Below are 12,512 nucleotides of genomic sequence, written 5' to 3' on the forward strand. Positions count from 1 at the left end.
AAACTCCTGACCTCGGAACTCGACAAGATTTCCCCTGAAAGGGTTGCGTCATTGACGTCCTACGATTTCATTCTCGAAGCCCTATTTGGCGCAGCTTCATATTAAAACGGTATAAGTATCAGTAAAAGTATGAAAACCTCAGTTCTGGATAAGCTGAAGTGCTCATTTTGGCGTGCGCTTTGCGCACGCCAAAATGAGTGTTTTCGAGTGCCGCGCAACGCGCGGCACTCGAAAACACCCTTAACCCGAACTCAGGTTATGAAATGTGTCTGAAACTTCCGTTTCAGACACATTTCATTTAGAAGCAGCCTACGTAAGGCTATAGAAACAGGGCACTATTTTTTCTTTTTCTTCTTTTTCTTGGAGCCACCAATTTTGGGAGTTCCAAATCCTTGAGGAGGTGACTCCTGACGTTCTAGCAGCTTGAGCATAGAACCAATTTCTTTGAGATAGGGGGGCGGCTCCAGACGAAGTTCTTGTGGAGTGAAGTCAGATTCTTTCTTCAGCCCCAAATCAATTTGTACTTGAGGCCAGTTACCAATGATCCACTCATCGATAGCACCTGAGGCGAATGCCTGCTGAATTAGAGGTGCAGCTTCGGTAGCTTTAAGGTCGATAAGTTCTCCAGCTATATAAGTTGACAACGGCCCAGGATAGCGGGTTGGATCAGCCAGCAGTGCCATGAGAGCCTCAATCGCTGCTGGCCGGGCCGCAGGTTGTTCCTGCCCAATGGCTCCTAAGGCAGCAATCGCAAAGCCCCGTGCTGACTCCTCTTGCTGGTCATCGTTGATAAATTCGGTGAGGGGAGCGATCGCCCCGACGCCAATCATCCCTAAAGCCCGTGGGACATTGATCTGAATGTAATCATCGTCTTGAATGAGTAGCCCCATGAGAGGGGCGATCGCTTCCTCAATCTGAAGCTGGCCTAAGGCGCGAATGGCATGAATAGGGGCCCAGAGTTCACTTCTGTCGGCTTGTAGTTCATCGAATTGAGTATCGGTTGTTAAGCGAATTAACTCCGCTGCGTGGCCCGAGGTAAAGCCAAACTGGGATGGATAATCAAGCCAATCATCTTCCAAATTTGGAGACTCGTTGCCCAAGGAAAGGAGTTTAGCGACCGGATCGGTATAAGTTGCCGGGCTCATACGGTAGGTGCAATCTGAAGAGTTTCAATGCGTATAACATACTCCGAAACATCGCTTAAAAGGTCTCTGAAAAGACAGTAATTCTCATTTTGAAATCCAACCCGAAAATAGCCCGCCTTCGACGGGCTATTTTCGGGTTTCAAAGCTGAGAGTTCGTGCCCTTCGGGCACGAACTCTCAGCTTTGAAACCCATACTGAGAATTGCTGCTGAAAAGACTTATTTTGTTTTGATGCAGCTATCTCATGCGACCTCAAAGGAATGGCATTCAACGTCCGCTCTTGCATGAGGGTAGGAGGTTTAGTCCATCGGGCGAGAATTTTTGTGAGAATGTTAATGAAATACTCTTACAAAAGTGATTGGAACGGATGACAGCAGGTATGAACATTAATTTACCGGAGGTGCTGGCTGAAGTCACAGCAGCTTTTGAGCGTTATGAAGCAGCCCTGGTGAGCAATGATGTAGCCGTATTGGATGAATTGTTTTGGAATAGTCCCCATACCATTCGCTATGGGGCAACGGAGAACCTGTATGGCTATGAGGCGATCGCCAACTTTCGGCAGGGGCGATCGCCCCTCAATTTAACTCGTACTCTCCAAAACACAGTCATCACAACCTACGGGCACGACTTTGCCACAGCCAATACTGAATTCGTACGCTCCGGTAAAAGCGGTCGCCAGAGCCAAACCTGGATGCGTACCCCGGAAGGATGGCGTGTGGTCAGTGCCCATGTCTCACTGTTAGCCTCATAGCTATCTTGGGGCGTTTTAGACGTGTGAATGGGATGTGATGAAAGGAGCACCAAGTGCCCCTTTCACCACATCCCATTCACTATCTTCATGTTGAAAAGATATGAGGGCGTGCTTTAAAGGTTATTTTTTGTGGGCTTCGCCCACGAAAAATAACCTTTAAAGCAGATCTTAGAGGGAGCTGAGGAACCCGGTGGTGCGATCGCTCAGATCCCATTCCAAAAAATTCTTGAGATAGGACGGGATCAAGGTGTACAAGTTGGCTGCACAGGCGATTGTATCGGCAGGTTTTCCCTTCTGAATATGCCGGGTGAGAAGTTGTAACTGGGGCCAAGTGAGACTGCTTTCTACGTAGGATTGCGTTAGCGTAATCAACTGGTCTTCGTAGGGGTTGTCTTCTATCCGAGTCGTCATGCGATGACCGATGCCGAGGGATTTGTCGAAGCAGTAGTACCAGGATTGCGGTTGCCGCACCTGAACTGCCTGAAACAATTGCCGATGGGTACCTGGATCTGTGGCCATATCCGCATCACTGCTGACCACTAGCATGGGGGCCGAGCGGCGGACTTGTGCCTGGTTTAGAACTGTTTTTCCTAGCTCTAAAAATAGACGGAGAGCTGGAATACGAAACCCTTTGTAGCCAAAGTTGCCGGGAGCATCTTTGTTGAACCACTCGTAGTAGAAGGGTAAGACGTTGATTAACCAATCGAATAAGGGGTTGCGGCCTTTGAGAAAAGGGGCGAAGAGGAGCGATCGCCCCACCTGTTCTGGGTGCTCCAGTGCTGCCCAGGCCGCCAGGTTGGCCCCGCTCGACAGGCCTCCCACGATGATCTCATCTCCCAGCTCTTGAGCTCGCCCAATCCACTCCAGCACAAATTGTTGGTAAACTCTCACATCCGTCGGTAATGGTGGAGTGTTGTGGCGACTCCACTCTCCAGCTATTCCATGCCCTGGTTGCAGAGGCACGAGTACGTTGTAACCCGCTTTATGAAACGCGTTGCCTAACGGTTCAAATTGGTAAGGGCCTGCTGTAAACCCATGAAAAAAAAGAAAAACTTTTTTGGTAATGCGCGAGTGAAGAAAAAATTTAGACCGACACGCTTCATTTCTCAATGGCAATTCAGATTCTGATTGTTGAATTGCTCGCAATGAAGCAATGCTTCTATAGATAGAGTTTTCCATTGCATTGAATGGGGAGAGCGATCGCCCGATAAGGCTACCAGGACTTAGAATCTAACCTCTTCTAACCCCAACCGACAAGAACTGTAGGATTATGTTTCAAATCTATGGAGGTGGACCCCATACCTCGTCTCCAGGTCTTACACCAATTTAATGGAAGACAGCAATTCTCAGTATGGGCCTCAAAGCCAAGAGTTCACGCCCGTAGGGCGTGAACTCTTGGCTTTGAGGCCCGAAAACCGCACGCCAAAGGCGCGCGGTTTTCGGGACTGATTTCAAAATGAGAATTGCTGAATGGAAGACATGTCTAATGCTCTACGTTCTGCTTAAGTAGAACGTAGAGCATTAGGCATGTCTTACGGGGTGAACCATGGAACCGTTGAGGGAGTGGAAGGCAACTGCCCTCCACTCCCTCATATACAAGAAATGTGAGTTTCTTGGTTTAGCTATTGAGCTCAACCTGGGAGATCAGCCCCAGCACTTCGGAGGGAGTTTTTACCGGAGTTGCAGGTGGGTTTACCGCAGGCCAAGCGGTTTTCAGTTGGGTAAAGCTATCAGTAATCGTCTTATGTTGATCCGCTTTCTGCTGGCTCATTGTGCCCTCAATTCCTTTGTACAGCTCCTCGGCATACAGCACGAAGCCTCGGGAATCCTGGTACTCGACTAGTTCGACAAATTTGCCATCTGCGATCGCCGCTTCGTATTCTTCTCCAGCGGTCTTCAACATCTGGTTGATCACGTCCATGACAAACTCAGGAGATTGGCGCTGGCTTTCGGGGAGGGCTGCGATCGCCGCATCAACAGCCTGCATGGATTCATCAAAAGCTGCTTTGGTCTCTGGGCTATCAGGGCTGGATTGTGCAAGATCGTGGAGCTCAGTCAGAGTTGACTTAAATTCCGGTACGTTACGGGCCGTTAGATCTCCTTCGATGCCGCCGTACAATTCTTCAACGGGGTGCCCAATGTGAGGTTCGGCTTCTTCATATTTTCCCTGCTCCATCAACTCCTGAGCCACCATGAGGTGTCCTTTCATCAACCCCAGAGTTGTCATGTAGTTAACATCAGGATTACCGGTGGCTGCTGCACCGCCTTCACCGCCTTCACCGCCTTCACCACCTTCTCCGCCTTCGCCACCCTCGCCGCCTTGGTCGGCTGCTGAATGAGTTGTGGTAGCCGTATCTGCAGCTCCACTTTCATGTTGGTCGGTACTGGTATTGGCCGAAGGGGTGCCACAGGCTCCCATTGTTGCGGCCAGCCCCAAGGCTAGAAAAAGCTCAACCGATTTCGACCGTTTCACTGTTATGGAATCCCTTGCTGAACAACTATACAGTCCTCAGACTAAGATTAGTGAGAAATAATGTCAATAAAGTCGGCAAGATATTTTTGCCGGTGCCAGCCTCCTGAAAGTACATTGCTCTCAGAACCTTACGTTTACAGGACTTACGCATTGTTGTTGTGGGTGGGGTGCGGAGCACCCCACCCACAACAACAATGCACTGTAGGTAGCGGGCTTGCGTAAGTCCTGGTTTAGTAACCTAAAGTTCTTTATAGGAGTAACAGCATCGCTGTCACCCTTCCAAAAGAGTTGTAGATTGTTGATTTGTAGGTTGTTGATTTGCAGGCTCTCTGCATAAATTAGTTTTTGAGGGCACGAATCGTTGTGCGCGGAGCCGCGCAATGATCCATGTAGGAGATCTAATGTTTAGGGCAATGATTGACAAGGCTTCATCGCCTCAAGGAAACACTATTTTCAAGTGGGAAGCACGTCAAACACCCCCATACAACCAAGATCGGCAATGCCATCTTGATGAGGGTGAAACATGTATTGGCCTGGTAGAGAATAGGAAAATTCTAAAATATGACGTTCGGCTGTACCCATTGTGATAACGTCAGTTTCTTCCGTCGATTTTAGGCTTCGTCCTGTTCGAAAGATTTGAAAGAAATTAGCGTGGATATGAAATGTAACGGCTGGATCAAACTCGATCATGTTCAATAAATAGACACGAACGCGCTGATTCTGATAAATGGGAATGGGATGATCTCGGTAATAGTTTGGAATACCATTGAACGCATAAAGTTCATTGCGGTCATCGTTGTTTGTGTCATAGCCTCCCATGACCAAAACCATTTCGTCAGCCGGGGGACGGCCTTCGGGCGGATCGATAATAAACATGCCATATAGCCCTTTGCTGATGTGGCGTGTAACGGGGGCAATGTGGCAATGGTAGAGGTGTACGCCGTAGGGTGCGGCATCAAATTCATAAACCATGGTGTTGCCATGACGGATGGGTTGCGTGCCATCCATGTCGGCCGGGTGGGTTCCGTGGAAATGCAAACTATGGGAATGCCCATCTTCGTTGTGGAAAATGACGCGAACGCGATCGCCCTCCCGTGCTCGTAGAGTTGGCCCAGGCACGCGCCCGTTCAAATTCCAACTAACAAATGAAATGGCTCGGTTGAGTTGCAGGGTAGTGCTGTTAGCCGTTACTTCAAATTCTCGAACAGTGCGTCCACCTTCGTGTTTGACTGTTCCATAATCAAAATCTCGCAACACCTGCATCGGGTTAAACCCAAACTGCAGATCATCCGTAATATCTGGCAACGGTGGAATGGCGACAGAGGAACCGAATTGGGAGGCTTGACAGGCGATCGCCACTCCAGATACCCCTGCCGCCGCTACACCCAACCGAAGAAACTGACGGCGACTCCACAATACTGAGCGACTCACACCACTAACCCCAACACAAATAGCCAGCAAAAAAGGAGTTTGAAATGTTGGTTATGCATGGATTAACACCACGAAAAAACAACGTTTCAAACGTTTTCCATTAGGAGCATACATGCATTGCTCGGCTTCTTGCAAGTTATTCGCAACATACTGGGGTCGTGTAGTCTGGGATGATCATTGATGAAGCCAAAGGTTGGATTATAGTTCAATGCTGATGCAGGGTGGGATACAGGGGCTCAGAGTGCCCTTTGTATCCCACCCTGCATCAGGTTGAGGAGTGTGTTTCAAACGTGTATTTTTTGTTGTGAAAGGGATGCTATACCCCTTCCACAACAAAAAATACACTCCCAGAACAATATTCAGTCCGAAATACTACCGGAATCAGTCTCTACTGGAGGAAACTATTAGATTCCATTTCGGTTAGGGGTGTTTACGGAAATTCATTCAATCTTGAACTGAATTTGAGCTTTTGTCGAATTTTTGTGAACAGAACAGCGGTTTAAGAAGACCAAGGCTTTGATAGATCAACCACGTCTGCATTCCTCTTTGTAAGAGATCACTATGGGAAAACCTGATGACGATCCTGATCTAAAACTACCAATAGGCTCAGGAGACGACCTCCACAATTTTGACGACGACTATAGTCCGCATAGCCGTGATGAATGGGATAAGACCGATCGCCCTTACACGGCTGATCGCCCTTATACGGCTGACTCTCACCATCCATCTAAGCGGGATAGAGGGCGATCGCAGCCCGCAGATACCCACGCCCGGTTTCACTACTCCCAGGCCGAAATTCGTTCCCTACGGGAAGCACTTCAAAAGAGTGGCCTGGTACGGCTGGCTTTTTACTTTTTGGACTATATCCTGCGAGCGCAGACGGCTCTATTCGAGCAAATTCATAGTCAGCAGCAATTGCCTCGCATCATTGCGGCGATGTCCATTCTCTGTGCCTTGCTCTCTGGGTTCTACGGCCTGGTGATGGGGATGTATAACGGGCCATTGCAGGCGCTTTCTTCTGCGGTCAAACTTCCTATTCTCTTTTTACTGACAGCCCTCATCTGCATTCCTTCGCTCTACACCTTTAATGTTCTCTTAGGGCAGAGTTTCAAGTTTCTACAGACTGTTGCTCTGATGGTGATGACCCTGGGCACAACGACGATTTTGCTGGTGAGCTTGGCTCCCATCGCTTTCTTTTTCACCGTCACCACGCCTGATAACTATCAATTTCTGCTGTTACTGCATGTCATCATTTTTGGCCTGTGTGGAGTGTATGGCGTTCGTTACCTGTATCGTGGCTGTTCCTACATCGCCTTTCGAATGGAACAACCCCTGAATAACTTACTGCTGCGCATCTGGATTCTGATTTACGCTGTCGTCGGAATGCAACTCGGCTGGCGACTCCGTCCCTTCATTGGTAATCAAGGAATGCCCTTCGAACTGTTGCGCAGTGAGATCGATGGCAACTTTTATATTGCCGTGTGGAACTCCTTGATGAATTTGCTGAGCGGTTCTCAGTATTAACGATTCCATACTAATCAAATCGGTAGCTCAGCCTAAGGGCTGTTTAAAAAGTTGATTTTTCGTGCCTCACGCGCACGAAAAATCAACTTTTTAAACAGCCTCAAATAACCATGATATGGGGCCGTACGGCGCACTACCCCATATCATGGTTATTTGACCGGATGTCACATTACTCCAGGAAACCCTATGCGCGTACTCATTATTGGCGGCACCCGCTTCATCGGGGTCTATCTCACGCAATTGCTGGTCAAACAGGGCCATGAGGTGGTGCTGTTTAACCGGGGCAACCATCCGGCCCCTGAAGGAGTGCAGCAGATTGTGGGCGATCGCACCGATCCCGCTCAACTAAAAGAAAAACTATCGGGTGAGTCTTTCGATGCTATTTTCGATAACAATGGCCGCGAACTGAGCGATACCCAACCCCTCGTCGAAATTTTTAACGGCAAAATTCAACACTTCGTCTATGTCAGCTCTGCGGGGGTGTACCTTAAATCCGACCAGATGCCCCACATTGAGGGTGATCCAGTTGATCCGAAAAGCCGTCATAAGGGCAAGTTTGAGACGGAAAACTACCTGATGAGCCAAGGAGTGCCGTTCACGTCAGTGCGTCCGGTCTACATCTACGGCCCACAAAACTATAACGACCTGGAAGCCTGGTTCTTCGACCGCATTGTGCGCGATCGCCCCATCCCCATTCCTGGCAATGGGATGGCTATGACGCAGCTGGGCCACTGCGCTGATCTGGCAGCGGCGATGGCAGCAGTGTTGGGGAACAAGATGGCGATTGGGCAGATTTACAACGTGTCAGGCGATCGCCTGATCACTTTCACAGGGCTTGCAAAAGTCTGCGCTGAAGCGGCCGGGAAAGATCCCAGCACATTAAAGATTGTTTATTACGATCCTAAAGCCTTTGACTTTGGCAAACGCAAAGCTTTTCCGATGCGAGTTCAGCACTTTTTTACCGACACGCACAAAGCGAAATCTCAGCTTAACTGGGCACCTCGCTTTGATCTGGTTGCGGGGCTCAAAGATTCCTTTGAGAACGATTACCTGGCCAGTGGTCGGAGTCAAAAGGAAATTGACTTTTCCACGGATGATGAAATTCTCAAGGCCTGACACCCTATCCGCTTCAATCGTGTAACTAAAAGAGGTGCGGAGCTTTGCTCTGCGCCTCTTCTGATTTGATGCGGCAAAATAACCTGTCTAGAAAGTGATGTGGTTATTGAATGGAAACTGCTATAAAACTTTAGTCTGGTACGACAATGTAGCGATCCTGAAAATCCTCTGGAGGTCAACCGATGAGTTCTGCAATTACAGACCGTGCCAGTGCTCAGTCTACTGGAACTGTTGTCGTAGACATTTCGAGCGATCGCATTGCCAGTGGTCTGGAGCAGCCTCTCTACGTCACTTCACCTCCAGGTGATTCGCAGCGGCTCTTCATTGTGGAGCGAACGGGCAGCATCAAAATCCTGAACCTTCAGACTGGAACGGTTCTCCCGACGCCATTTCTAACCATTTCTAACAGTGAGTTACTGGAAGACGGTGGAGAACAGGGATTGTTAGGGTTATCCTTCCATCCCAACTTTGCTCAGAACGGCAAATTCTATGTGAACTATACATCGCCAGGCGGCGGGGCAGCCGGGCAAACCAAGATTGTGGAATACACCGTACAGGACGGCAATGCCAACCTCGCTGACCCAAACTCCGCCCGCACCATTCTCACCATTGACCAGCCTTACGCGAACCATAACGGTGGCTGGCTGGGTTTTGGTCCGGATGGATACCTTTACATCGCCACTGGAGATGGCGGCAGTGGTGGCGACCCCGACGACAATGCGCAAGATACTACCAATAACCTACTGGGCAAGATCTTGCGGTTGAATGTTAACCGGGATGCCTTTGCCACAGATCCAAACCGCAACTACGCCATCCCGGCTGATAATCCTTTTGTTGGAAGGGCGGGGGATGATGAAATCTGGGCCTACGGTTTGCGCAACCCCTGGCGACCCAGCTTCGATCGCCTCACAGGGGCGCTGTACATCGCCGATGTGGGCCAGGGCCAGCGTGAAGAAATCAACGTTCAGCCTGCCAACGTCGGGGGACGGAACTATGGCTGGGATCTTTTCGAAGGAACTGAGCCCTATGAACCGGGAACAGCCCCTTCCAACCTGGTTGCCCCTATTTATGAGTACAGTCACTCTGTCGGGGAGTCCATCACTGGAGGATATGTGTACCGGGGTCCGGTTGTGGATCTGAGTGGCACTTATTTCTTTGGCGATTTTGTGTCCAGCCGTATCTGGTCATTCCGCTATCGCAATGGACGGGTGACGCAGTTTCGCGATCGCACGAGCCAACTTACCCCTGATGCTGGCTCCATTGACAACATTGCTTCTTTTGGAGAGGATGCTGCCGGCAATCTTTACATCGTTGACCTGGATGGCGAAATCTTTCGGCTGGATGTGAACAAAAGCATCATCGGTACCAACAACCGGGATGCCCTGACGGGAAACGCCAGTCCTGAAACCCTGGACGCCCGTGGCGGTAACGATCGCTTACTGGGCAACAATGGCAATGACACATTGCTTGGAGGTAATGAAGGTGATTACCTGAATGGTGGCAATGGTCGAGATCTGTTGCGGGGTGGTTCTGGCAATGACACTTATGTTCACAACCTTGGCGATGTGATTACTGAAGCACCGAACGGGGGTACGGATACGGTCTTGTCGAACCGGACCTATATTCTGGGGGCCAATCTCGAACGCTTAACTTTAACTGGAAGCCGAGCGATTAACGGATTGGGTAATAGCCTGGGTAATCGGTTGCAGGGTAACCGTGCGAACAATAGTCTGCGGGGAAATAGCGGCAATGATGCGCTCATCGGTAGCCAGGGCAATGATGCCCTCACCGGGGGAAGTGGAGGCGACACTCTGACAGGGGGAGTGGGGCGCGATCGCTTCATTTTCGACATCAATGTTGCGTTTGATGTGGCGAGGATGGGAGTGGATACGGTTACAGACTTTGTCTCAGGGCTCGACAAAATTGTGTTAGACAAAACCACGTTTACGGCTGTAAGTACGCTGAGCTTTGCATCGGTTAGCTCGGCCGCCCAAGCCCAAACGAGCGCGGCTATTATCACCTATGTCACAGGCTCGGGAAGCTTATTCTATAACGCCAATGGCACGGCCTCTGGGTTTGGAACGGGCGGTCAGTTTGCGAATTTAACGGATGGTCTCGCCATTAATCGAGCAGATTTCTCGCTTCAAGCTTGAATATCAATGCAAGTTCACTAGGTTTAGTGCTTGTTGCAGCGTGCTTCGCACACGACAAGAATGCATCAGCTCTGCATTTTCCACGGCATTAGGGAAACTGTGCCAGAAAAACAGCCATTAATAACAGCACATACCAGGCTCCTAAGCGAATGATGCTAGAGTGCAGAAGCATGAGATTGCCCTGGAATAACTTGCGTTCTAGATTGGGGATAACAATAGCGATCGCCCCCAATAACATCAACCCGTTCACAACATTGATCGATGTCCTGAACGTCAACGCCAACAAAATTAATCCTGTTAAACCAACTAACATCCATTGCAAAAACTGGAGCAAAGCTTTCATAAAACCTACCTCGCGGCACGAAAGCAGTAGACCTTTATTGTTGAACCAGAGCCAGGAGTGCGATCGTTTCTTTTAGGCCAAACTGGTTTCAGAAAACTGCCAAGTTTTGCATCCTACAGTGCTTTGCGCTTGAAGCAGCCACGGTTGTTTTTGTGAGAGCCACGCTCCGTACGGCTCTCACAAAAACAACCAGATTTTCAGCGCTTGAAACGCGCTGTGTGATTTATGGTGCGCTGAGCTTGTACACCATGAATAATAGGAGTACGCTACGGCTCAACGATTATGTTCGCACTCACTCGTCGTTTGTTGATTATTTGCCTGGTGACATTACTGGGCCTCACAGGATGCCAAAACCCTCGGGCTAAAGAATCGGATGTGATCCACCTGACCTTGTGGCAAGGGGTCAACCCGCCTCCCAACCGGGATGTGTTGCAGCGGTTAGTCGATCGCTTTAACCAGGAGCATCCTGATATTCAGGTGGAATCTCTTTACGTGGGGCAGTCAGATCAACAGACGCCAAAGGTGCTGGCGGCGATCGTTGGTAATGCCACTCCTGACCTACTCTGGTTTGCCCCTATGTTTACAGGGCAATTGGTCGAGTTAGAGGCTATCCGCCCTTTAGAGGATTGGCTCACCGAGAGTGGGCTGAAGGAGCAGATTGGACCCGCTTTATTTGAGTCTATGACCTGGGAGGGGCATATCTGGTCCATTCCCTTCGGTACGAACAATGTGGGCATATTCTATCGACCCACTCTGTTTGAGGCAGCGGGTATTCGTGAGGTGCCACATACCTGGGAAGAACTGCGGGCCGTTGCAAAACAACTCACAGACCCAAGCAAAGACCAGCATGGGATGCTACTACCGTTGGGGAAAGGAGAATGGTCGGTTTTCACCTGGCTTCCCTTCATGTGGAGCGGAGGTGGTGAGCTGACGGAGGCCAACCCATCGGAACCGGGTGCAGAACCTAAAGTGACATTGAATAATGTGGGGGCGATCGCCGCTCTTCACCTCTGGCAAGACTTGATTTCGGATGGCTCCGTCGTCCTCTCTGGTCCGGAGCGTGGCTACGAGGTGGATGGTTTTCTGGCTGGAAAGGTCGCCATGCAACTCACGGGCCCCTGGACGTTGGGTCAGCTACAGGCTACTGGGGTCGATTTTGCCGTCATGCCTATCCCCGAAGGTGCCCGTCGCGCTACCAGCACGGGTGGCGAAAACTTATTCCTGCTCAAATCCACTCCAGAACGGGAGAAGGCCGCTCAAACTTTCATGGCTTATGTGCTGAGTGAGGACTTTCAAACTCAATGGGCGATCGAAACAGGATATTTACCTGTGAATGTGCGATCGCGCGAAAGCCAAGCCTATAAAGATTTCATGGCGAAACAAGCGGCTGTCGACGTGTTCTTGGAACAAGCGGAGTACGGGCGATCGCGCCCCATTTTCCCCGGATACAATCGCATCTCGGATAGTTTGGGACGGGCGATCGAAGCAGTCGTTCTGGGTAAGGCTACTCCAGAAGAAGCTTTAGAGGATTCCCAACGCCGTTTGGATTTGGCTTTAGGGCAATAGTAGACTTCCTG

The 12,512-nt window shown here is 49.9% G+C and carries 10 protein-coding genes; 5 read left to right on the top strand and 5 right to left on the bottom strand.

The window, feature by feature from the left end:
- Positions 1-335: 335 nt before the first annotated feature.
- A complete protein-coding gene (locus tag NDI52_RS11500; protein ID WP_190772599.1) occupies positions 336-1,145 on the bottom strand; it encodes a HEAT repeat domain-containing protein in 810 nt (269 codons plus the stop codon).
- 378 nt (positions 1,146-1,523) lie between these two features.
- On the opposite strand from NDI52_RS11500, the gene hpxZ reads away from it, so the two are divergent.
- Entirely contained in the window at positions 1,524-1,895 is a 372-nt protein-coding gene (hpxZ, locus tag NDI52_RS11505; RefSeq protein ID WP_190772600.1) for an oxalurate catabolism protein HpxZ, read from the top strand.
- A 168-nt stretch (positions 1,896-2,063) separates the two neighbouring features.
- On the opposite strand, the gene NDI52_RS11510 is transcribed toward hpxZ, so the two are convergent.
- The 3 genes from NDI52_RS11510 to NDI52_RS11520 all read right to left on the bottom strand — a co-directional run bounded on the left by NDI52_RS11510 (position 2,064) and on the right by NDI52_RS11520 (position 5,799).
- Complete coding sequence (locus NDI52_RS11510; RefSeq protein WP_190772601.1) at positions 2,064-3,074, bottom strand: alpha/beta fold hydrolase; 1,011 nt, start codon at positions 3,072-3,074, stop codon at positions 2,064-2,066.
- Between the two features lie 439 nt (positions 3,075-3,513).
- On the bottom strand, positions 3,514-4,368 hold the full coding sequence (locus tag NDI52_RS11515; RefSeq protein ID WP_190772602.1) for a hypothetical protein: 855 nt from the start codon (positions 4,366-4,368) through the stop codon (positions 3,514-3,516).
- Positions 4,369-4,821: 453 nt separating this feature from the next.
- Positions 4,822-5,799 carry a multicopper oxidase domain-containing protein gene (locus tag NDI52_RS11520; protein ID WP_190772603.1) on the bottom strand — a complete coding sequence of 326 codons (978 nt, stop codon included), beginning with the start codon at positions 5,797-5,799 and terminating at the stop codon, positions 4,822-4,824.
- Between the two features lie 561 nt (positions 5,800-6,360).
- Here NDI52_RS11520 and NDI52_RS11525 point away from each other — a divergent pair.
- From NDI52_RS11525 to NDI52_RS11535, 3 genes are all read left to right on the top strand, one after another.
- The gene (locus NDI52_RS11525; protein WP_190772604.1) at positions 6,361-7,323 is read left to right on the top strand and encodes an actin-binding WH2 domain-containing protein; all 963 of its coding nucleotides are present in this window, start codon (positions 6,361-6,363) and stop codon (positions 7,321-7,323) included.
- Positions 7,324-7,509: 186 nt separating this feature from the next.
- Complete coding sequence (locus NDI52_RS11530; RefSeq protein WP_190772605.1) at positions 7,510-8,439, top strand: NAD-dependent epimerase/dehydratase family protein; 930 nt, start codon at positions 7,510-7,512, stop codon at positions 8,437-8,439.
- A 182-nt stretch (positions 8,440-8,621) separates the two neighbouring features.
- On the top strand, positions 8,622-10,592 hold the full coding sequence (locus NDI52_RS11535; protein WP_348256398.1) for a PQQ-dependent sugar dehydrogenase: 1,971 nt from the start codon (positions 8,622-8,624) through the stop codon (positions 10,590-10,592).
- Between the two features lie 88 nt (positions 10,593-10,680).
- Here the strand turns inward: NDI52_RS11535 and NDI52_RS11540 are convergent, their stop codons facing one another.
- Positions 10,681-10,935, bottom strand: a complete 255-nt coding sequence (locus NDI52_RS11540) for a hypothetical protein (protein ID WP_190772607.1) — start codon at positions 10,933-10,935, stop codon at positions 10,681-10,683.
- Positions 10,936-11,217: 282 nt separating this feature from the next.
- Here NDI52_RS11540 and NDI52_RS11545 point away from each other — a divergent pair, with 282 nt between their 5' ends.
- The gene (locus tag NDI52_RS11545) at positions 11,218-12,501 is read left to right on the top strand and encodes an ABC transporter substrate-binding protein (RefSeq protein WP_190772608.1); all 1,284 of its coding nucleotides are present in this window, start codon (positions 11,218-11,220) and stop codon (positions 12,499-12,501) included.
- Positions 12,502-12,512 lie beyond the last annotated feature (11 nt).

The organism is Leptolyngbya sp. PL-A3, from assembly GCF_039962325.1.
Lineage (GTDB): Bacteria > Cyanobacteriota > Cyanobacteriia > Elainellales > Elainellaceae > Vacuolonema.